This is a genomic window from Capnocytophaga gingivalis, from assembly GCF_002302415.1.
Classification (GTDB): domain Bacteria; phylum Bacteroidota; class Bacteroidia; order Flavobacteriales; family Flavobacteriaceae; genus Capnocytophaga; species Capnocytophaga gingivalis.
On the sequence record NZ_CP022386.1, the window covers coordinates 865,956 to 890,117 of the forward strand.

Consider the following 24,162-nt stretch of genomic DNA (forward strand, 5'->3'; position numbering starts at 1 on the left):
ATAGACCTGCTGAGCGGTTCGGTAAGTATATCTTATACAAAAACAGATTCTTCCAAAGAATCCTATGTCAATGGCATTGGCAATGTTGTTCCCTTAGCAGATCGCACTTCCTTTCACCAAGGGGTCTATACCCCCGTCTCCTATATGTCGATCGAACGTACTATAGGTGAACCCCTCAACATCTCTACATCTGTGAGTGCTTCCAAGACACTCTCACATGGTTATTTCCGCCACTCGCTCTCTGGGGGAACAGGATTCACTTATAGTGACAACATCGGAGAGGGAAAGGTCTTTGATTCGAACTCAGCCTCTATTATGACCTCCCTTATGCCCAACAGAAGCGGGGATAGTCAGCAGGGAGTACGCCCACTGAATTTCAATAGATATGTAATTGCCAATAAGCTCTTTCACTTTTACTTACAGGACAATATCTCTTATACCTTCAATGACCGTCAGTCTCTACTGGCCAATATAGGGCTTCGCTATGAAAACCAAAATGGTTTTTCCTCTCTTAGCCCGCGTATCAATACCGCTTTTGTACTCTCCCCTTCTGTGAAGTTTCGTGCAGGCGTAGGGCTCTCTACCAAAGCTCCTTCTCTGGTGAATCGCTTTCCTGGTAATGTCTTTTTTGACATCTTGGTCAAGGACTTGCGTACACGTGACTATGCGGTGAACTATATACAGACACATGTAGTTGAGCGCCCCGAGGTGTCTCTCTTGCCTGCCAAAGCGTGGAAATATGAAGTAGGAGCGGACTTCAATCTTCCTTTCGTTCGTATGAACCTTACAGGCTTCCTCAATCATAATTTTGACAACTTTGAGAACACCCCTCACTTAGGACTTTATCCTATTCCTGAGCTGAGCTTTACTAACAATCCAAACCCCACGCTCCCTCCTTCCTATACCATTACAGGATATAAGGACATTGTCTTAGAATACCAGACGATAGGGAACACCAAACGAAACAAGGATATAGGGGTGGAACTGATGATGCACTTCAACAAAATTGAGGCGCTCAATACCCAATTTACACTCTCTGGCAGCTATGTATACTCTGAGTCCGATAGTACTTTGCCCAATCGTGAAGCTAATGCCAATGTAGCAGATACCGAGCATAAATATATCTTTTATCCCAGAGACATCAATCGTGCTGATAAGCTCAGCCTACGACTTACCACCTCTTACCACCTATCTTTCTTGGGACTGCTCGCCTCCCTAACTATTGAACAATTTACCTTTAGCAATGCTTTTGCCTCCATTAAGGATATTTATCCCTTGGGGTATCTCAATGATCGCTTGGAATATACAGAAATTCCGCCATCAGAGCGTACTAATAATCAATATCAGGCACTACATAGGGTTACTAAAGAAAAAAATAGGGATAGTCGTACACCTATATATCACAATTTCCACCTGCGTCTGACCAAGGAGCTCCAGAATGGACTTTCACTCTCTTTTTATATCAACAATGTAGCCAATTACCGCCCTACCATTATCATTAATGGGAGCGAAAGACGTATGAATGAGGATATCTCTTTTGGAGCTACAGCTACTTTCAAATTTGGAAAATTGTAATTCAAGAAGCAATAAGCAGTGGTATATGATGAAGAATCAGCTGACCACTAACCCATAACACCTAAAACCTTTAAAAAAATGAGAAAAATTATTTTTGCTTTATCATTAACAGCCCTTCTGAGTGCTTGTCGCAAGGATGACGACAGCTTTGGCAGTGGAAATGACAATGGACAAGTGTCCCGCATCGCCTACACCATAGAGACTACTTATGGGGATAAGTTCAACAACCTCAAGGCCGCTGGATCTGTGGTGAAACTCACCGACACCTCTACTGGACAACAATACGAAGCCACTACCTCCGATGAAGGAAAGGCTATCCTACAGCTCCTCCCTGGTACTTATAACATAGAGGTATCCAAATCCCTTACGAAAGAACAGAACAACAGCCTTTTTGGTTTTGACAACGAGGCTAATTTCGCTGCTTCCAAGCAAGGAGTCATTATCTCCTCAACCGCTAATTCTCTCTCTTTCAAGATGAGTGCGGCTCGTATGGGAGACTTGGTGATCAAGCAGATATACTATACAGGTTCTGATACAAAAAAAGCAGCCAACTATCATGATAATTTCTTTGAGGTGTACAACAACTCCTCCGATACGATCTACTTGGATGGTATCTATTTTGCCAAATTACAAGGAGTTCAAAAGTATATAGCCTCCAATGCTGGAAAAAAAGGATATACTGCCAACGGACAATACAACTGGGCGGAAGCACAAGGCTTGGAAGGATTGGGCGAAAAGGCCAATACCGATTATGTATATGCCAAAACAGTCATCGCTTTCCCTGGCACTGGCAAGGACTATCCTTTAGCTCCTGGCAAGTCTAAGATTGTAGCCAGTTCCGCTCGTAATCACAAAGAACCACTCCCTGGCAAGCCTGCAGTACAGAATCCTGAACTCACCATTGACCTAAGTCATGCCCATTTCGAGGTATACTTAGATCCTTCTTTTGTAAAAGATGGAAAATCGTTAGACACTGATAACCCTGCTGTTACGAACATGGTCATACTTCACAAAAATGGAGGTAAGGACTTTCTCTTAGACACCCAAGGCAGAGAGGCTTATATCCTCTTTAGGGACACTAAGGAGAACTTTGAGGCTTACAAGCGTGTTCCTCTTCCAACCGTTACCAATGCTGATTCTAATAGTGCCAAATGTGTACAGATTCCTTTGGATAAAATCATCGATGGGGTCAATGCCCAGCACAATAATGCCAACAACTCCCTCCCTCATCGCCTCCCTGACAGCATAGATGCAGGAGAGCTCAAGGCTAAAAGTGCCTTCTCTTCTGAAGTATTTATCCGCAAAGTCAAAGAGGTTAAGAATGGTTTCACTCGCTACCAAGATACGAACAATTCTACCAATGATTTTCAGTTAAAAGACAATGAATTTGACCTTAGTGCCTTAAATGAATAACCTGTAGGGGCGAATTGCAATTCGCCCTTACATATTTTTATATTGCAATTCGCCCTCTCATATTTTTATATTGCCATTCGCCCTTACATATTTTCATATTGCAATTTGCCCTTTTATTTATTTTTACCATGAAAAGATTCCTTTTACCCTTGTGTATGCTCTTTACACCTATTCTTTATGGACAAATAGCCCCGGATACGGATATGTTTGCCAAGATGTACACTATATACGAACAGACTCCTATTTTTCTGACAGAAATACCTGTAAAAAATTTTACCCTCAGTAGTGTATACCTCAATCACCAAGAAGGAAATCTCCGCTTAGGACAACAACCCAAGGAACAAACTGACTTTGGCTTACAGTCCTATGGGTTTTATAAACATAAGGAAATACGTTTTTTAGGTCGGCTGAATATGCAGCGTATCTACCAAAGAAACAAGGCTTGGAATCTCTCTGAAGGAGAAGTACAAGCCAATGGTCTCATGCCTGATCCCCACTACTTTGCAGTAAGTCGTCCAGCTCCTTGGGTAAACCAACAATACAATATTTTTGGAGGAGTATCCCTCCCTCTATACCAACAGGTATGGTCTCTCTCACTCTCTACCCATATCAACTATGAGGAGAAATTCCGAGAAACCTACGATCCTCGTCCTAAAACAAGCCATAACGAGCTCCATTTTGCTGCACAAACAGCCTTGCGCATTTTCCCCAAGCACAAAATAGCCCTCTCTGGAGAATATGGATTCAACAAAATGGTCGATAAAATGAAGTTTGCCGATGAAAATGGACAGAAACCACTGAACTTAACTAAGTACAACCGTTGGCAACTTGGCTACGGTAATTTTCAACTCTCTTCCTCCTCCAATAACAAACGTAAGAATGACTATTATGGCTTTGCTCTTGGCTATCATTATACAGGGCTACAGCACAAGTTCTTGGTAGAAGGAAGTTACCGAAATACCCTAACTCATACCTTCCTCAATGCCAATGATAGTGAGTCTGATTTGGATATCATTGCCCGCCTATACGAAGATACTTTTATGGCTAAGGCTCATTATCTTAACCAACTAAAAGAAGACCAAGTACTGAGTCTCTCCATAATTGCCTCCCAAAGAGAAGCCTCGAACCGCCTTGTGATGCGGCAAGGACGTTCTTACCGCTCCTACCAAGAGGATATCACCTTCTCTGCCAATCTGCTAAAAAATATCGGTACTACCACTCGCGAACTCGCCTTTGAAGCTGTTTATCAAGGAGCTTATCAAAAAGATATCATTGCCAAAACCCTTACCGATCATAGTACTTTAGCTCTTTCTCTCCTATGGGCTAAGGAATATGAAGTGGACACTTTCTTGGTTCGTCCGACTGTAAAAGGTACTGTAATTTTCCCTTTGTATAACAAACTTATCAATCAAAATACAGATTATCACAAACCCTATTCTGAATCGGACTATGCAGCCCGTACTCTACGCCTTTTCTATGAGGAAGTAGTCTACCCTGACCATGAATTTTTCCATACTACCCGCTATCAGTTTTCTTTAGGAACTGACCTTAAGAAGCGTCTTTCCAAGCAAACCTTACTGATCACAGGCATCCATTCGACCTATACGACCTCTTTCAAAGGAAGAGATCGCTATGGAGCGGCTATCTCTATTTCACTACTCAAATAAAAATCGTATCTTTGCCTCCACAACTATACCCCTTAATTTCTATAACCCTAAAACCCTAAAATGAAAAAAATACTTATCTTACCCCTTTGTATGGGAGTTTTCTTCTCTTTCACTCGGCTGAAAGACTCCTTGTATGAACCTGAATATATCGCCCAACTCCGAGAAACCTATAGCAGTGGAGATACGAAAAACTGGGAAGCTCCTTTCTTGGACGAAAGTGTCAAGGCTCACTATGTGGAGATAGGATCCTTACCTAAACTCTCTTTCCCAGAAAACAACCCTTATTCCGATGCTAAAAAGGAGTTGGGTAAGCTCCTTTTCTTCGACCCTCGCCTATCGAAATCCAAACAAATATCGTGCGCCAACTGCCATGACCCCGAATTGGCATGGGCGGATGGGCGCAGTGTCTCTTTCGGGCACAACCGCAAGAATGGGGTAAGGAACTCTCCTTCAGTGTTCAATATGGCGTATCATACTACCTTCTTCTGGGATGGAAGAGCAAGCACATTAGAATCTCAGGCTATGTTTCCACTTACCGATCCGGTGGAGATGGCCTCCCACGAGGCAGTAGCTGTAAAGCACATCAAGCGTATCAAGGGCTATCGTCCTTACTTCAAGGAAGCTTTTGGCGATGAGAAGATTACCCTTACACGTATCTTCGAGGCCATTGCCACCTACGAGCGTACCATTGTCAGCGGCAAAAGCAAGTTTGACCGCTTTATCTCTGGAGATAAAAATCTCTTCACCGATGAGGAGGTCTTGGGCTTACACCTATTCCGCACCAAGGCACGCTGTGTGAACTGTCACTTCTCTCCCCTATTCTCCGACCAGCAATTCCATAACTTAGGCCTTTCCTACTATGGGCGCAAGCATGAGGACTTAGGGCGCTTCAAGATCTCTAAGGACACTGCCGATGTAGGGCGCTTCAAGACAGCTTCCCTTCGAGAAGTAGCTCGTACCGCTCCCTACATGCACAACGGGCTTATCCCTTCCTTGGACGAGGTCATCCAGATGTATGATGCAGGCATGGCGCACCCTAAACCACGCAAAGATCAGCAGAACGATCCCCTATTCCCTACCACAGATCCTCTATTACAAAAGCTCTCCCTTACCAAAGAGGAAAGAGCCGCTCTCAAGGCTTTTCTTCTAACACTCAACTCCCCTGCCAAGCGAGAAAAAATGCCTGAATTACCATGATTTAGTGATTTAGAGGTTTAGAATTTAAGGGTTATAGGGTTTTAGCTAAAATCCTATAACCCTAAATATTTCTATAAATCCTTTATCCTTACTCTACTAAACTATTGTTAATTATTGATTGATAACAACTTATATTTCATACTTTTGCCTCCTAAATATAACTATATTAAAAATAAAAAGTATGAAAAAGCTCATCTTTTCGGCTCTTGTAGCCACAGCAGTATGCATTTCCTCTTGTTCCAAAGAAGGCGATGGAGGAGGCAATAGCAATGGACTCCCTGGTACACTTTATGTGGATTTCGCTACTGATGGTATTCAGTCCTATAACTTCTCTAATGGAAAGCTCAGTAAGGTTATCAAGACCATGAATGGAGCAGGTATCACAGGGTGCGATATCACCTACGGAAGTGGTGAAATAGCGATTTCAGTGGGTATTGTTCCTTTGTCGGTAGGAGTAGAACAAGATACACAGACCTTTCTGCTTCGCCCTTGGGACGGCAAAAATGCACAATTTTCCTATAAAGAAGTGCCACAAACGGGCAATATCTTTTCTTTCACTTGGACACACCCTACTAAAAGTTTTTACAAAGAAAGTATTATTCGCATCTCACCTAACAAAAAATATATAGCTGTGGACAGCAACTATTGGGAAGAACGCGGTGTGCTTTTGTTTAATACTCAAACTGGTAAGCTCATTGCCGATTTTTCTAAAGGGCTTACCAAAGATGACTTTAGTAACCAAAGCACCCCTGTATGGACAGAAAGTAATGAGATGTATAGCGCTATCAAGGGTGTCCTATATCGTTGGAAAGAATCTTATGGAGACCGTGTAGAAAAAGTACTTACACTCAATGAAGGTAGGGGTGCCAGCGGAGTAACGGTAAATCCCCAGGGTACTCGTGTGGCTTTTCGCTATAACAAACACCTTTGGGTACAGAATATAGACGGCAGCGACCTACACCAAGTAACCACTTCTGAAATAAAAGATTTCAAATACGAAGGAGAATACCACCCTGTATTCTCCCCCGATGGTAAGTATATTGCACTGGTAGGTTCTTCCCGAATTGGAGGAAGCTGGACGGACTACGACCCTCTGCAGCCCCGATTTGGAGGTACTGTGGTAGTAGGCAATGGCTACGGCTATGTATTTGTAATTCGTGATGATGGCAAACTCTATGATCTTGAAAACGACAAAAGCGGCTTTATCGTACTACGCAAAGAAGGAGGTAAAAGTGGGGTCCCTGCTTATTTTAGTGGTATGATGTGGCGATAATGATCGATGTTTAATGTTTAATGATTAATTCTATGAAAAAACTGATTCTCTTGGCTCTTGTAGCCACAGCATTATTTGTTTCCTCTTGTTCCAAAGAAGGTGATGAAGGGGGCACTACAGGATCATTAGGTGTTACAGGAAGTACGCTTTATTTTGCTTTTGGCGGTGAGTATAATGCCTATAACCTTCAGCAGTCCCGCTATATAGAGCGTTTTGGTACTACTGACGCTTTAGGAAAAATAGATATCTCATGGGATAACAAACGTATCTTAGCTGGCTACGAACGCCTTTCTTTCAGTGATTATGGGGGACATTGGCTTACTTTTTCTTATCGCTCACTCCCTTCTTTGAGCAAAGAGGTACTTGCTACCCGTGAAGACGTTATACAACAGAATATCTCTACTTGCTACTATAACTATACTGAGATTGCACAAGGAAGGAGAGCAGGATGCTTCCTCTCTCCTAATGAAAAATACATTGCGATTGACTCCAAATCGGTAACAGGTGCTACTGACCACCCTGTAACGATTATTAACCGTGAGACAGGAGCGGAAGTGGATAGCTTTGCTCTTGAAAACTACCGCCCTAGTGAGGTCTTTATCATCGGGTGGACTGCCGATAATTCCTTAGTGATGGGCCTAGAAAATACTATCTTTAAAGTCAGTGAGGCAAAGAATTGGGCTATTGAGGAGCTAACACGCCTTCCTTTTAATTTTTTCCATATAACCATAAATCCCCAAGGAACACAACTGGCTTTTCGTCGTGAAGACAAACATATTTGGGTATATGACCTTCTCCAGAAGAAAGCGTCCCAAGTAACCACCAGTGATGTAGAAATGACTACCGCACCCAGTGCCCTCTATTCGGGAGGAGAATCTAACCCTACCTTTTCGCCTGACGGCAAGTATATTGCCCTTTTGGGGCAAGCACGTGCTTCCTTCACGCCCAACTGGATGCAACTTGGTGGGACTCTTAGCCTATCCGATATACTGATTCTTGTCAGCAATGACGGTACTCTTCACAACTTGGATAAGGAAAACGACGGCAAAACCTTCTACCCCAAGGATGGAGATACTCCTATATTTTCCAGTGGAAGTGTCATTTGGAGATAACTTTGTTAAACCTTAATTTCTTTTTATCATGAAAAAGCTCTTTTTTTCGGCTCTTGTAGCCACTATAGTATTCATCTCTTCCTGTTCCAAAGAAGATGGAGGAGGAGGAAGTGGCAGCGGCCTCCCTGGTACGCTCTATGTAGATTTTGCCACTGATGGTATCCAATCTTACAACTTCTCTAATGGCAAGCTCAGCAAGGTTACCAAAACAATGAATGGCCCTGGTATTACAGGTTGCGATATTACCTACGGAAGTCAGGAAATAGCACTGGCTATCAGTACCGACCCCTCACGAGGCACTCAAGATACCCAAACTTTCTTGTTGCGACCTTTCGATGGTGACTATGTATGGTTCGCCTATGATAAACTTCCAAAAACAGGCAACACTTTCTCGTTTAGCTTTACTTATGACCCTAAGGAGTTCTACAAAGAGTGTATTATTCGCCTCTCGCCCAATAAAAAATTTATCGCCGTTGATTCCTATGAATGGGACGAGCGAGGGGTGCTCTTACTCAATACCGAGACAGGTAAGCTCATAGCCGACTTCACCAAGGGACTTACCCGTGACGATTTGGGCTATCAAAGCACACCCGTATGGACTGAAAACAACGAGATGTATAGTGCGATCAAGGGAGTACTTTATCGCTGGAAGGAGGCCTACGGAGACCGTGTAGAAAAAGTTCTTACACTCAACGAAGGCAAAGGTGCCAGCTATGTAACGGTAAATCCACAAGGTACTCGTGTGGCTTTTCGCTATAACAAACACCTTTGGGTACAGAATATAGACGGCAGTAACCTGCACCAAGTAACTACCTCCCAACTCACTGGCTCTAACAAAGCCGATGGTGAATATCACCCTGTATTCTCCCCCGATGGCAAGTATATTGCTCTTGTAGGAGCACCCACTGTAGGGCGTGCTTGGACAGACTATGACCCATTACAACCCAGCCAAGGAGGTGTTGTGGTAACAAGTGGTGGCTATGGCTATGTGTTTGTAATTCGTGATGACGGCAAACTCTATGACCTTGAAAACGACAAAAGTGGCTTCATTGTGCTCCGCCAAGGAGGAGGCATACATGGAGTACCCTCTTACTTCAGCGGGATGATGTGGAGATAATGGTCAATGATTAATGATTGATTCTATAAAAAACTGATTCTCTCGGCTCTTGTAGCTATAGCATTATTCGTTTCCTCTTGTTCCAAAAAGGGAGATGGTGGCGGAGGTGGTAAATATTATGATGTTACTGACCCTCAAAACAAAAAAAGAACTATTGCTTGCTGTGAAGAAGGTGCTACTTTTGATTAGGTAAACTACAACGTATCTAACAGACAAAAAACACCTATCCCGTTTTAGATTTAGCGAAGATAAACAAACGTTTTTCTTTGGTAATGATAATACTACTTTAGTCTTCCAAAAATAAATCTAAAAATTTCTTGTAACATTCAGGAAAATATTGTATTTTTGTGCACAAAATTCTTAAATGATAAAAAAAATGGATAAAAAAACTACAGCTCTCGTGTCATATATCACTCTTATTGGGTGGTTGATTGCGTTTTTTACAGGAAAAGATGACGCTGATGACTTTGTGAAATTTCATTTTCGCCAGTCTTTAGGGTTACACATTACCTCTTTTGTGTTCTGTATTGTACTGGGAATCATTATTTCCATTGTTCCTGCCTTAAGTTTCTTAGGACTTATTGGTCTTGTATTCTTTGTACTTATGGTCTTGGGAGCTATCAATGCCAACAAAGGAGAGAAAACCCCTCTTCCTATCATTGGACAATATTTCCTAGAAAAATAAAATCACAGTTCTCAGCGATCTGTAAAACAACAAACAGGTAATAGTGATTAGTAATTGATCTCTATTACCTGTTTGCTATTTATGTGGACACTCGCTGGCTTTACTCTCATACTCACTCACGCGACTTTATCTATTACCTAACATAAAGATATCCCTTCTTCATATAAGACACTCCCTGTTGGTAATAGTGTATCACGTAAAAATACGTACCTGTAGGAAGGCGTTGTCCACTACCTACCACTCCACGGACATTAGCATAGCCCCTAAAGACATCGCTTCCTTGTTGGTAGTGAGTACTTTCATATACTTTCAATCCCATTTCATTAAAAATAACTACTTCTATAGGAGTGTTATCATCTGTATTCTCTATCTTAAAATAGTTTTGACTTCCACTCTCTGTAGAAATCCCATTATATACAGCTATTCCTTTATTTAACTCTGGCATGGGAGCAGGTACTGGCTTAGGCTCTGGGATAGGAGCTGGCTTAGGCTCTGGGGTAGGAACCGGCTTGAGCTCTGGAGTAGGAGCTGGCTTAGGTTCTGGAGTAGGAGCTGGTGTATCCTTTTTAAGCTTTATAGTAATAACCTGTGTATGAGTGGCTTTATTACCATTGCTATCACTCACAAGCCATTGATAGGTAATACGATCAGAAGTTTCTTCCTTAGTAGGAGTGACCGTAAGGATACCCTCACAATTGTCTTGTGCTGTAAGGGGGAGACCTTCTGGTATAGGATCTCCGTGTAGGATCTCCTTAGGTCGTGGTAATTGTCCTATCCATACAGGAGCTTTGTCATCTTTTACTGTAATAAGCTGTAAGTGAGTCACCTCTCCACAATTGTCTTTAGCTTTGTAGGTTCGCTCCATCACATAGTCATTAGGAGCATGTTGTACTTTTATCCTATCCTGATATGTCACTTGGGGAGTACTACAGCCTCCTGAAGTCAAAGGGAGTTGCACAGAGGGTACTTTTCCACTACAATCCACAGTAATGGACTGAGGTAGTGTATGTGCTACAAAAGAAAGTGGTTGTGGGGTATTACTCTTTTGTGGGTCAATAGTAATAATCTGTTCATAGCGGTTTTCATTATGGGCTGCATCTTCAGCAAACCAAGTATTGCGTTCTCCTATCTTTTTACCTTGCTTGTCATAGATAGGTTCAGAACTTGAAGAAACCTCTACTCGAGAATCACAATTATCCGTAGCTGTAAGGGTAGGTTTGGAAGGTATTTCGCTCTCATCCTTTACGGTTAGGTTCGCAGGATAGGCTGAAAATTCTGGTCGTTGGGTGTCTTTTAAGAAAATTTGCTGAACATGGCGGATAGCCGGGGCATCAGCCGCATAAGCCGTCCATACTCGGGTGAACTTGTAGGCTTTCTTATCACCCTCGGTCATTTCTTCCTCGTATTCTATCTCAACCGAATCGCTTCCTTCTGCCTGCAATGTGGCTTTAGGAGGAATCTCTCCTCGGCACTGTACATGTATATCTTGGGGAAGATCTCCTACAAAATGTAGGGTCTTGGTAGGAGCTTCTTTCTCAAAATAGATATATTGCACAAAAGTAGCTTTGTTTTTACATTTATCAGTAGCTACCCAACGGCGCAGTATATGGTCGGGATATGTTTCTTCTGAAAAAGAAACCTCTGCTTTTTTGTTCCTACATTCACCATGATCAGATTGGGCTGTAACCTCTGCTCTTTCAGGTATTTCCGTTCTTTTTACAGTAATAACTGGCTTGGGCAAATTATAGAAGATGATACTCGAACTCAACATATCCAGCGTATAGGGTTTATCTGGATAGACCGCATAAGCTATATGATCCAGTACTTCTATCTTAAAGGTGCCCTCCACATAACCAGCATAGCCTTTCCATCTTTTTGCTTGAGGGAAAATCACTGTTGCCTTTCCACTATTAGGTACTCCTTCTGCCAAGACATAGTCATAGGTCTTTCCATAGTTATCCGAGAAAAGAATACGTACCTTACTATCTGGAGCAAATAGCCTCTTATCTACATTCCAGTGTAGGGTAACATTCTCTCCTCGCTTATATCTACCTGATCTACTTTCCCCTATAATATTTGTAATTCTAAAAGGGGTTCCATCTTTTATTTGTACTTTCGTCTGATACACATCATAGAGAGGCGTATGAGGCTTGCCCTCCTTATAAGCCCCTATGGAGCCATCACAGACACCTAACCAAAAAGTAAAATCCCCTGTTTCGTATTCCCCTGTGAATTTGTAAGGAACCTCTTTCCATTCATTCGTATTTCTATCCTTAGTATATGGACGATAGAAAGCAATTTTATTATCCGTAGTAGGACGGTTAGAGGGAAAACGAGCCTTCCCAAACATCTTAAAATCAGCCTGATGTGCCATATAGAGTAAGGGGTCTCCATCAGGATCTCTTGCTTCTATGGTAAATTGGAAATAGGTATTAGGAGGTAAGGTATAGCTTTTTTTGAGTTTGCTACGGTCTATCATTGGAGCCTTGTTATCGGAGGGTTCCCCATAAGGGATATTCGGCTGAGGAAGCCCCACGAGCTGAGTACGTGCCTTATCGGTATAGTAGGCATCATGCAGATTGGTACGATTATGAATGGTATAGATGGAGGGCAGGGAAAAATAAGTCCCATAAGGGTCATTGATATAACTCATGATAGAGTTGCCCCTATCGGGTTCAGTAAAAGAAGAAGCTGTCGCACCTCCTATGGTAAAGGTATGGGCAGAACCTAATAGGTGCCCAAGCTCATGCAGAATAATATAGAACTCCTCATTGGCCACACAGCCTCCCTTGAGCTTACCTGTAATCTCTCCCAGATGTGCCAATCCTCGATTGTCCTTATATACAGCAAAGACAATACCTGCATCGTAATTTTCCTCCCCTATGAGCTTATTAAAAGCATCTGTAGCCGTATTTACAACAGTACGCACCAACGGCTTATCGGGATAGACCTCTTTTTCCTTAGTATCTCGGATGAGGCGTGGATCATCTACTAATTCAAATTGGTAACCCAACTCCCGTCCGCATACCTCATTGAGTTTGGTTTGTACATCCACCATAAAGGCCTTGGCTAGTTCCATACGTCCCTGACAGTGTCCTTTGTAAAAGCTATAATCTATCAGCATAGCCAAGCGGAAAGTCCTCATTACATGCACATTATACAGCACTCGTTTGTCCTCGGAGGGTAGAGATTCCTCTGCAAGAATTGTTCCTCGACTAAGAACTTGTGAAGAGGGGCGTATATCGCAATCCCCTTCTTGGCAAGTAGCACAGGAAGTAGCTCTTTGGGAGGGGCTAACCCTAAGCAGTCCCTTCTCATCTGTGAGAAAATAGGTATGCCCTTCATGCCATATTTCTCCCGAAAAGCTATTGGAAGACAAAGAGATACTTCCTGAAAACACTCCCTCATGGTAGGCTACAAAGCTGCGAAAACCTTCTTGAGAAAGCGAATTTTGTCGAGGACGCCACTCCAGATCAAGACGTCCCTCATTAGTAGGGACTGCCCAATGAACAGGCGCTTCTGATGAAAAACGCGCCAAGACATCTGCTGTTTTCTCTTGAGCATAGAGCATGGAGGTACTAAACCATGTAAATACCACAGAAAACAAATAATATATTTTTTTCATTTTTAATAAAATAATAATCAACGATTACTTCCTATCTACCAAATAGTAAAAATTATCTAAGATACAAATATCCTTTCTTTGTATAAGGTACTCCCTGATAATAATAGTGTAAGATATAAAAATAAGTCCCTGAAGGCAGGCGTTGCCCCTTGCCTACTACGCCACTCATATTGGCATAACCGTGGAAAAGAGCTCCTTTTTCTTGATAATGAGAACTCTCATATACTTTTATCCCCATTTCATTGAAGATAAGCACTTCTATGGGAGCATCAGGATCTGTATTTTCTACTTTAAAATAGTTTTGAGAATCTTCTACAGAGGAAACTCCATTATACACAACTACTTCTTTTTGCTTTAGCTCTGGTATGGGAGTAGGTACTGGTTTTGGAGCGGGTTCCGGAGTGGGAGCTGGCTTAGGCTCCGGAGTAGGAGCTGGCTTAGGCTCTGGAGTAGGAGCTGGCTTAGGCTCTGGAGTGGGGGCCGGTTTAGGCTCTGGAGTGGGGGCCGGTTTAGGCTCTGGAGTGGGGGCCGGTTTAGGCTCTGGAGTAGGTATTTCTTTTTTACGATTGATAGTAATTACTTGGGTATGAGCAATTCTACCCCCGCAATCATCAGTAGCTATCCACTGATAGATGCGCTTTACTAGTTTACCCTCTTTCTTTTCTTCTGTTACAGAAGGAGTTACTATAGGATTATTACAAGAACTTACCGCACTAAGATGTGCCTGTTCTACGATAGGTTGTCCCTCTTCTATTATCATATCCTGAGGAAGAACTCCTACAAAAGCCAAGGGAAGAGAAGAATCCTTCTCTATGGTAAAACCGCCTCCTTGTTGAGGATTTTCAGCAGTCACAGCGAAAGCAATTCCTTCCATCACTTCTATCTTAATCACCCCTGCTCCCACCTTGAGGTTTGTGTTCCCATAGTTTTTCTTTCCTATAGATAGGTTGGGCAAGACAAGCTCATAACTCCCCGTATTGTCCACGCCTTCAGCTAAGGTATAGGGAAAGGTTTGCCCATGATCCTCAGAGAGGCGAATGCGCACCTTGGTATCCCTAAATAGCTCAGAATCCACCGCCCATGTAAGGGCGATCCTCTGCCCGCCTCTATAGGTCTTTCCAGCTGTAGAAGTAGTGATTTTGAAGGGAATCCCATCACGCACTTCCACTTGGGTTTCTGCCAAATCATACTGTACAATATGATCCACAGTAGGAGTCTCCAAGGCATCACTCACTCCAAGCCAAAAAGTAAAAACCCCTGTTGTCTGCCCACTGATCCAGCTATTGGACACCTCTGCTCCTGTTTGTTTGCTATACTCTCTCTTGAAGGCTATCAAAGGGCTGTGGCTACGCTGAGGAATGATGTACTGTGCGATAGAAGAATCTTCGCCCAAGCGGACATCACGCTGCTGTGCCATATAAGTAAGAGATGGACTATCGGGATCTGTGGCGGAAATAGCAAACTGAAAATAGGTATCTTTGGGCAAAAGGTATTGCTTTTTTATTTTTGTCTTATCTATATGAGGAGGCTGAGTACCCAAAGGAATTCCTCCTACAGGAACCGCTGCTACCAGATGCTCACGAATCAGTTGGATACTAGAGAGGGAAAAGAAGTCTCTAGGACTACCTGTACTCATGACTGATTGCCCATTGTCATATTCGGTTTTCTCACTAGCATAGTCAAACTTTTTCCCACTAAAAGTATGCCTTCCCCCAAAAAGGTGACCTATCTCATGAGCAATAACTTCTTTGGTAGGAAAAGCAACTGCTGCCCCTTTATATTGGTCTTGATACACGCCTCGGATATGGGCAAGCCCTCGTATCCCCTTGGAACTAGTATAAGAGATACAAATTCCTACATCATAGCTATCACTCCCTATCCGATTGTTGATAGTTTCAGTAGAAAGACCTATGACATAGCTTGCATTGTGTGTATGGGTAAAAACTTCCTCTGCAGGGACTTTGATAATCAATCGCTCATCCCTAAGTACCTCAAAGCGTACGCCTATATCACGCATATATAATTCATTAAGAAAATCCTCTGTTTTTTGCCAAAAAACCTTTACTTTCTCGGTATTCTGAGCAAAAGTAGCGCTCTTATAAGCATTGTGAGTGACGTAAATAGCCAAGCGATACACCCTAAGAGTTTGCGTATTGGAGATGGTGGGTTGAGCAATTACCTTTGCTAACCCTAAGAATAACAAAAAGATACACAAAAGAGAATTTCTCATGAGAATTATTTCTTAACAAAAGGCAAAGGTAGTAAAAAATATTCTAAAAATAGTATCGATTTCTCAAAAAATTTCACCCTCTCAACATTCGTTTAAAAATGGAAAAATGGAGACAAAAAGAATCAATACATTGCCCACAAGCTACATCTGTCATTTTGTCAGCCTTACAAGTATGGTATTATCTTTGCTAAAGAATAGGCAAAATTCGAATACAAATGAAAGGACAAATAAACGTTTCTGTGGAAAATATCTTTCCACTCATTAAAAAATTCTTATATAGCGATCATGAGATTTTTCTTCGTGAACTAATCTCCAATGCGACAGATGCCACTCTTAAGCTCAAGCACCTTTGCCAAATTGGGGAAGCTAAAGTACCTTATGGCAATCCAATTATCGAAGTCAAGGTCGATAAGGAAGGTAAGAAAATCCATATCTTAGACCAAGGTATCGGAATGACTGAGGAAGAAGTGGAGAAATACATCAACCAAATCGCCTTCTCTGGAGCTGAAGAGTTCCTAAACAAATATAAGGATTCCGCCAAAGACACCGGTATCATCGGGCACTTTGGTCTGGGCTTCTATTCGGCTTTCATGGTAGCCGATAAGGTGGAAATCTTGACCCGTTCTTACCAAGAAGGAGCACAAGCAGTACGCTGGGAGTGTGATGGCTCCCCTGCCTATAGTATAGAACCTATCGAAAAAGAAGGACATGGTACTGAAATTATCCTTCACATTGCCGAAGACTCCACTGAGTTCTTAGAAGAAAGTAAGATCCGTGAACTCTTAGTGAAATATAACAAGTTCATGCCTATTCCTATCAAATTAGGCATGCGCAAGGAGGCGCTCCCTCGTCCTGAAAATGCTCCCGAAGATTACAAAACAGAGTATAAAGAGGTAGATAATATCATTAATAACCCTACCCCTGCTTGGACAAAACAACCTTCTGACCTTACCGACGAAGACTACAAGGCTTTCTATCATGAGCTATACCCCTCGCAGTATGAAGATCCTATGTTCAGTATTCACCTGAATGTAGATTATCCTTTCCATCTGACAGGGATACTCTATTTCCCTAAGCTAAGCAACGACATGCAATTGCAGAAAGATAGAATCCAACTCTACCAAAATCAAGTCTTTGTAACTGACAATGTAGAGGGTATCGTCCCTGAGTTCCTTACTCTTTTGCGTGGGGTAATCGACTCTCCAGATATTCCCTTGAATGTCTCTCGTTCGTACCTACAAGCCGATGGTAATGTAAAAAAGATTTCTAGCTATGTAACTCGTAAGGTAGCTGACAAGCTACAATCCCTTTTCAAAGAAAACCGCGAGGATTTCGAGAAAAAATGGAATGATATCAAAATCGTAATAGAATATGGGATGCTCTCCGAAGAAAAGTTCTTCGAGAAAGCTCAGAAATTTGCTCTATACCCTACTGTAAATGACAAATACTATACCTTTGAAGAGCTTTTAGAAAAGATAAAACCCTTACAAACCAATAAGGACGGGCAAACTATCATCCTCTATGCCAACAACAAGGAAGCCCAACACAGCTACATCGCTGAAGCAGAGGCTAAAGGTTATGAGGTACTCCTCTTGGACTCCCCACTGGTATCTCACTTGATTCAGAAATTGGAGACTACTCAAGAGAAAATATCTTTTGCCCGTGTAGATGCCGATTCTATAGAGAACCTTATCAAGAAAGAAGATACTCAAATCTCCAAACTTTCTGAGGAGGAAACCGAAAAGCTCAAGGACTTTGTAACCACTGCCATAGAGAATACTGCCTATACAGTACAACCAGAGGCTTTGGATAGCGAAGCGACTCCTTTCCGTATCACCCAACCCGAATTTATACGTCGTATGAAAGAGATGCAAGCGGTAGGCGGAGGCATGGGCTTCGGAGGCTTCCCTGAGATGTACAACTTGGTCGTAAATACCAATAGTCCCTTAGCCAGTCAAATCCTCTCCACTACTGATGAGGTCACTCGCAAGGCACTGATTAGTCAATCCTTCGACCTAGCTCGTCTCTCCCAAGGATTACTCAAAGGAGAAGCCCTAACGGAGTTTGTCAAGCGCAGTTTTAGTTTGTTGAAATAAAATAGTATAAATAAGGGAGTTTTACAACTCCCTTATTTATTTTATCATTCTTCCTATTTTAAAATATCCATGTTAGGACACTTATTTCACATAGAGAAATCCTTTTCTCACTTCCTTTTGTCCCCTATGTGAACAAGTAAGTATATAGAAATAAGTACCTTGAGGCAATCTTTGTCCCTTCCCTACTACTCCACTTACGTTCGCATAGCCTCGGAACACCTCTCCATTTTCTTGATAATGATTACTTTCATATACTTTTAATCCCATTTCATTAAAAATCATTACCTCCATAGATGTAGGTATATCATACCCCTCTACCTTGAAATAGTTCTGTGAATTGTCCTGAGTAGAAACAGCGTTATATATGGCAATCTCCCTCGTTTCTTCTATAGAATCAGGTATTGGTTCTGGCTTAGGATCAGGAACAGGCGTTGGCTCTGGTTTAGGAACTGGCTTTGGCTTGGGAGCAGGTACAGGTTCTTCTTTTTTGGGAAGAATAGTAATTGTCTGAGTATATGTTACCTGATTCCCACAATCGTCCTGAGCAACCCACTGATAGACTATTTTTTGTTCGCTCTTCTGTTGTGTAGGCATCACCTGAAAGGTTCCTTTGCAATCATCCTGAGCTGTAAGGACTTGTCCCTGAGGAATAGCAGCACCTTGCTCTATTGTTTTGTCCTGTGGAAGCTCTCCTACAAAAACAGGAGGAAGAGCATCTTTCTTAGTGATATATTGTTCAAAGGTAAGCCTGTTTTGACACTGATCTTCAAAGGTATAGGTACGCTTTAGGGTATATAACTCTGGGCAATACTTTTGTATCATCTGCTCAGAAAGAGAAAAAGTTATCTTATCACAACCTCCTTGAGTCTCTATAGAAGCTGGTGGAGGAAGAGCTTCTTTGCAGCTTAGGGTTACATATTGTGGAGGAAGCGTTGTTGCAACAAAAGTCAAGGGTTCCTTATTAGGAGTAGGCTCTTGAGGAGCAGAGGTAGGAAACCCTATCTTGTTCTCCCCTATTCGTATGAGCTGAATATGCTCTATTGTATGTCCGCAACTATCCTTAGCGGTAAAAATACGTTCTATAGCCACATCAGGAGCATAGGACACCTCATTACGGCGATCTTGATAGCTTACTTGAGGGGTAGAACACCCTCCCATCGCAGTGGGCAATTCCGCAGGAGGTATAGCAGCCTCTTTCTTTACTGAAATATCCTGAGGAAGAGAAGTAGGAACAAACTGTAATGGCTCTGGTGCCTGTTGGTCTTTTTCTATCATAAAGCCACCCTGCTTATAGGGAGAGCGTGTGGTAAGTGCATAGGCCAAGCCGTCAATCACCTCAACCTTGATAATTCCCTTTCCCTTGAGCTTGCCAAAATGACCACGAGTAGTACCTATGGCTACATTAGGAAGGGTTACCTCACAATGTCCATTATTTGGAGCTTCTTCTACCAGTACATACTTATAACTCTTTCCTGAATCGTCAGAAAGAAGAATACGCACCTTGCTCTCTGGAGAAAAAATCTGTTCATCTACCTGCCAATGAAGCGTAAGACGTTCACCTGCGCGATAGGTTCTATTGTGTGTATAAGAACCATTATCAAAATTTTGTATCTCAAATGGTTTTCCCTTCTTGATTTTTACTTTTGTTTCTACTACATCATACTTAGGGACATGATAAGGATTCGCAGGATTGTGATCGGCAACTCCTATCCAAAAAGTAAAAGTTCCTGGGCGATAAAAAATAGTTCCCTTGGCTTGAACAAAAGTATTATGTTCGGCTTCTACCCATTCCTCTTGGAAACGGATATGAGGTGTAGCAGTTCCCTTATAAGTAAGGAACTGTGCATTGGAGCGTGAGGAATGAAAACGTCTGTCAGCAGGATGCGCCATATAGGTTAGTGCGTCCCCCTCTGGATCTCTACCTGTAAGATAAAACTGAAAATAAGTATTCTCAGGGATTACATATTCTCTCTTAAGGCGCGCCTGCTCCAGTATAGGTGGTTTATTCTCGCTTTTGACACCATAGACCAAATTGCTTCCGGTATCCTTTACACGTTTTCCCGCTTCTTGAGTACGTGCCTGATCGGTATAATAAGCCATGGAATTGCCCAAAAAAGCGCGGATAATCTGTACACTGACTAAGGAGAAGAAATCACGAGCATACTCATGTCCATAGCTCATAATAGACTGTCCACTATCTGTTTCTGTTTTTTCAGAATATTCTCCTCCATTAGAGAAAGTATGATCCGCGCCGAACATATGACCAATCTCATGCGCTATAGTCGAAGGCCCCTTGGGGCGTGCTGCTCCATTGGCTTTCTGATGTGTCTGATAGGCAGCATATACTGCAGCTAAGCCATTGTAATTCTGTCTGAAATCGGTAATAATTACTGCCAAATCATAGTCCTTACTATCATAATGCTTATTGAGGGTAATGGTACCCATATCTACCACCTCATTTCCACTAATAAGGGAAGGGAAAAGAGCACTTTGTGGAGTCGTAAAAATAAGCCTATCATCATCTATCACCTCGAAATGCACTCCTATATCATTGCCATAGAGTTCGTTAAGAAAAGTCTCTGTAGCATACCAGAAAGCCCTAATTTTGTTCTTATCCTTATTGAAAGGGGTTTTCATGATATAGTAACTATAGTCCACCGGCAAGGCAAGGCGATAGAGTCGCCATACTCCATCGGTATGAATAAGGCTCTTAGGATAAAGAGAGTTGTAGATGGTAGGTTGTGTGATAGGAGGATCGTTTTCGTCCTTATCTGCTTGAGGAAACATATTACGAAAGCCAATTCCTTGGGGTATAGTCCGTTTTTGGGTTTCTTTTCCCTGTGAGGGGGTTGTTCCACAGCGCGCGTTTTTCTGTAGAATGACTTCCAATTTTCCTTTAGGAGAAGTCATAAGCTGATAAGATTTCCCTTTGTAGAGAATTTCTCCATAAAGCAATCCCTCAGCCAAAGAGAGTGTCCCTACAAAAGTTTCTTGGTGATAGCCTACAAAAGTACGGTATCCTTTGGCATTGAAGGTTCCTTTTCGCTCCTGCCAGCGAATCAGTAAGGGCTCTTTCACAGCGGGGAGCTGAGGAGACCACTGAGGAGCTGTTTGTTCAAATAGAGCATATATCGTCTGCACATCTTCTTGTGCTTGAACCACTTGTACACTCAGCCACAAAAAGAGACAACGAAAAAAAGTTTTCATCAGATAACAAGATTACAGTAAGGCAAAAATACGATTTCTTTCTTACTTTTTAAGATTTTTCTTGTTAATATAAATGTTAATTTTTAGACAATAAAATGAGTGATTAATACTAAACCATGCAATAAGCAAAGTAAGTTCAACACTAAGATATTAAAGATAACAAAAGTAAAGAATTTATATTATCTCAGTATTATTTCCATTGGAGAGGGAAGTCTATAAGCATGGAGTATGTGAGTACAAGTTTTGAAAATAAGACAATTTCTTTTTCTTACAAGAAAAATTCATAGAATAAGAAGAATATTTTAAATTTCTTCATTATTTCTAACTATCAATTCATCTTATTCAATTCCTGAAATATTATTTCTTCAATAGCATTAATATCATTTAACTGATTTCTTTCTATAAAGATTTCTCTATTAGAAGCAAAATTTAACAACTCTACTATTTTTTTATTAGCTTCTTTCATATTATTCTTACCATCAATCATATCTTTTTTAAAGCAAGTAATAGCTTCTACATATTTTTCCTTAGCCTCGCTTGTTTTATTATCCAATATTAACAACAGTCCTAAATTTGCTATTGCTACCCCATTATTAGGATCTATCTCAATAGCTCTCAAATAATTTTCATAGGCTTTAGGTAGGTCATTTTTGAGATAATACTCCCAACCAAAATTATTATAGATATTTGATTTTTCTCTATTAGCACTTTGATGTTTTTTTCTATACTCATCTTCACAACTTTTCACAATTTCATCAAAATAATTTTTATAAGATTCCTCATATTTAAATAATGATATCAGTTCATCTGCTCTCTTCTCTCTCATTATTTTAGATAGGCTACATGCTGTTAATTCATCTGAAACCTGTTGAGAATATTTATATTTAAAATGCCCATTAAAAGTTTTCTCCATAAACTCCTTTAAGCTTTCAACCGAAGGAGATGATTTATACCAATCTGCATTTTCTCTTGTTATTGCTATAGCTTCTATCTTCACATTAACTCCTAAAGAAGAACTAGGATTCTTAATTCCTATATATACATACTGAAAAGATGGATTATTTATCATTATCAATCCACTTCTAAAATTCTCCCTCGTTCCTTCTATATTATAATATAAAGATTGCCCCCAGTTATCTCCTTTGCTCGTAAAAACATCCAAATTTTGTCTATCTAACAAATAACTATCCACAACACCTCCACTCCCAGAAGGAATTGTTACTGTTGTTGTCATTCCTTTTGCAATAGTAGAGGCTCCTCCTGTAAGTGTTGCCGCAGCCAACTGTCCTAAAACATTTAAGGCTTCCCCTTCTTTCTCTCCTTTTGTAGTTGTTACCACATAAAACCACCTTAATGTATTTGGGGGTATTTCTATTGGGAAATACACCCTTGTTTTTCCTCCTATTTTTGTAGCACTATTAACATATATTTGTTGAGAAGATAATACTCTTACCAATTTTTCCCCTTCATTAAGTGTAATTTGATAACTTTCTTCCTTTGGAGTTTCTTGGCTGCTTATGGAGTAACTAATAAACAACAAAACAATAAAAATCCAGTTATTCTTCATAAGTCATTAATTTAAAAATTTGCTAAATAAGTATTTTGAATCTATTTTAGCCTTGTCTATTGAATAGGTTTTATTCCTACTATACGAGCTTCCCTTATATCTATGAATTTTGCCTTAGAATCCATTTCTGTCCAATCTTTAAAAATAGTACTTCCTGTCCCTATCGCTGTTGTCTCTATTAAAATATAGTCTTGTCTATATTCTGGAGATAATTTGTTCCCAACAGCAAGATACATATGAGAAGGTTCTGTCACTAAAAAGCAAGTTAATCCTATTTTCTCAAAAACACTCGCCAATAAAACACTACCATCTACACAATTTGCTTGTTTATTAGCAATTGTATTTTCTACAAAACGCACATTTTGACTAAATATTTTCGATGATGTATTACTTGTTCGCGTAATACTACTATATTTCATTCCCTTAACCTTAAGATATAAGGCTACCCAAATTATCTGATGTAACACATATTCTTTACCTAACTGATAACCTAACCAACCTTTGAATTCTGGACTGAAACTCCAATAGTCAGATACTTCTTTTAGAAAATTTTCTACCACTTTACTATCTTCATTTACATATGCAGCAAAAAAAGGAGTAAAATCTATAATTTCTCCTTTACTATCTTTAGCTGCATAAACACACTCATTAATACTCCTATATGCTTGTTCAATAGTTTTAGTAGTTATTAATTTGTCAGTCTTGAAATCTATAAGTTCTATATTGAAATGAGTGTAGCCAGGTTTATCTATATTAATAAAATTATCATATCTCCACAAAGGAGCTATTTCTATCTGTGTATTCCCTCTCAAAATAGATTTATCTACAATTATTTCATTGATAAATTTATCATTTCTAATCTTTATCCTTCCTTGAAATTCTTTGTCCGAATCTATACTTAGATAAAAGTATGGAGTCTTTTCTTGCTGTTGTTTTTTGGCTATACTATAAAAAAAAGAAGGATAGAGTACGTTCTCAAGACTTTCATCAGTTCTCACTTCCATTGTCACTATAGGAAGCTTTTCCTCTATTTTTGTTTGAGGCTGATTATCTGGCTTCTGTTCTGAATTAGACTTTTGTAGCTCTCCACTATCACTTTTACTACATCCAGCTGTTATTATAGCTCCCGCTATAAGTAACAAAGAAATAATTTTTTTCATAAAATATTTACAATTATATTTAGTTTCTTATACAAATAAAAAAGCGCAAACATTCCTATCTGCTTGATTTCTGAAGCCCGACCAAAGGCAATGTTACAAAGCAAAAGGAATGCCTACGCTATGGTAGGCATTTCCACTTCACTTTCCCGTAACATTTAAAAAATTGGTCGTTTTCAGAAATCAGGAAATAATGATAAAGCGAAACGCTATATGTCTTATTTTTTTATATTTTTATCTT

At 40.7% G+C, this 24,162-nt stretch carries 14 protein-coding genes; 9 read left to right on the top strand and 5 right to left on the bottom strand.

The genetic code is table 11. From position 1 onward, the window contains the following. The first annotated feature begins 9 nt into the window (after positions 1-9). The 8 genes from CGC50_RS14045 (at position 10) to CGC50_RS04125 (ending at position 10,039) form a co-directional block, all read left to right on the top strand. A complete protein-coding gene (locus tag CGC50_RS14045) occupies positions 10-1,575 on the top strand; it encodes a TonB-dependent receptor domain-containing protein (protein WP_394363708.1) in 1,566 nt (521 codons plus the stop codon). Between the two features lie 78 nt (positions 1,576-1,653). Then, positions 1,654-2,988 (top strand): DUF4876 domain-containing protein, encoded by a 1,335-nt coding sequence (locus tag CGC50_RS04095; protein ID WP_095909793.1) that lies wholly within the window; start codon positions 1,654-1,656, stop codon positions 2,986-2,988. A 128-nt stretch (positions 2,989-3,116) separates the two neighbouring features. Further along, on the top strand, positions 3,117-4,655 hold the full coding sequence (locus CGC50_RS04100; RefSeq protein WP_095909794.1) for a DUF6850 family outer membrane beta-barrel protein: 1,539 nt from the start codon (positions 3,117-3,119) through the stop codon (positions 4,653-4,655). 60 nt (positions 4,656-4,715) lie between these two features. Beyond that, entirely contained in the window at positions 4,716-5,852 is a 1,137-nt protein-coding gene (locus CGC50_RS04105; RefSeq protein WP_095909795.1) for a cytochrome-c peroxidase, read from the top strand. Between the two features lie 181 nt (positions 5,853-6,033). Continuing rightward, positions 6,034-7,125: a TolB family protein gene (locus CGC50_RS04110; RefSeq protein ID WP_095909796.1), complete on the top strand. Its 1,092-nt coding sequence runs from the start codon at positions 6,034-6,036 to the stop codon at positions 7,123-7,125. 32 nt (positions 7,126-7,157) lie between these two features. After that, on the top strand, positions 7,158-8,237 hold the full coding sequence (locus CGC50_RS04115; protein ID WP_095909797.1) for a TolB family protein: 1,080 nt from the start codon (positions 7,158-7,160) through the stop codon (positions 8,235-8,237). 28 nt (positions 8,238-8,265) lie between these two features. Beyond that, positions 8,266-9,354 (top strand): TolB family protein, encoded by a 1,089-nt coding sequence (locus CGC50_RS04120; RefSeq protein WP_095909798.1) that lies wholly within the window; start codon positions 8,266-8,268, stop codon positions 9,352-9,354. A gap of 376 nt (positions 9,355-9,730) precedes the next feature. Next, a complete protein-coding gene (locus CGC50_RS04125; RefSeq protein WP_002670116.1) occupies positions 9,731-10,039 on the top strand; it encodes a DUF4870 domain-containing protein in 309 nt (102 codons plus the stop codon). A 133-nt stretch (positions 10,040-10,172) separates the two neighbouring features. On the opposite strand, the gene CGC50_RS04130 is transcribed toward CGC50_RS04125, so the two are convergent. Continuing rightward, positions 10,173-13,664, bottom strand: a complete 3,492-nt coding sequence (locus CGC50_RS04130; protein WP_198541632.1) for a reprolysin-like metallopeptidase — start codon at positions 13,662-13,664, stop codon at positions 10,173-10,175. 52 nt (positions 13,665-13,716) lie between these two features. Next, positions 13,717-15,894 carry a reprolysin-like metallopeptidase gene (locus tag CGC50_RS04135; protein WP_095909799.1) on the bottom strand — a complete coding sequence of 726 codons (2,178 nt, stop codon included), beginning with the start codon at positions 15,892-15,894 and terminating at the stop codon, positions 13,717-13,719. Between the two features lie 215 nt (positions 15,895-16,109). Between CGC50_RS04135 and htpG the strand changes: the two genes are divergently transcribed. Next, entirely contained in the window at positions 16,110-17,990 is a 1,881-nt protein-coding gene (gene htpG / locus CGC50_RS04140) for a molecular chaperone HtpG (RefSeq protein ID WP_095909800.1), read from the top strand. A gap of 81 nt (positions 17,991-18,071) precedes the next feature. On the opposite strand, the gene CGC50_RS04145 is transcribed toward htpG, so the two are convergent. The 3 genes from CGC50_RS04145 to CGC50_RS04155 form a co-directional block, all read right to left on the bottom strand. Further along, the gene (locus CGC50_RS04145; RefSeq protein ID WP_095909801.1) at positions 18,072-21,197 is read right to left on the bottom strand and encodes a reprolysin-like metallopeptidase; all 3,126 of its coding nucleotides are present in this window, start codon (positions 21,195-21,197) and stop codon (positions 18,072-18,074) included. A 328-nt stretch (positions 21,198-21,525) separates the two neighbouring features. Further along, on the bottom strand, positions 21,526-22,764 hold the full coding sequence (locus CGC50_RS04150; RefSeq protein WP_095909802.1) for a tetratricopeptide repeat protein: 1,239 nt from the start codon (positions 22,762-22,764) through the stop codon (positions 21,526-21,528). A gap of 56 nt (positions 22,765-22,820) precedes the next feature. Further along, on the bottom strand, positions 22,821-23,924 hold the full coding sequence (locus CGC50_RS04155) for a hypothetical protein (protein ID WP_232781188.1): 1,104 nt from the start codon (positions 23,922-23,924) through the stop codon (positions 22,821-22,823). Positions 23,925-24,162: the final 238 nt, after the last annotated feature.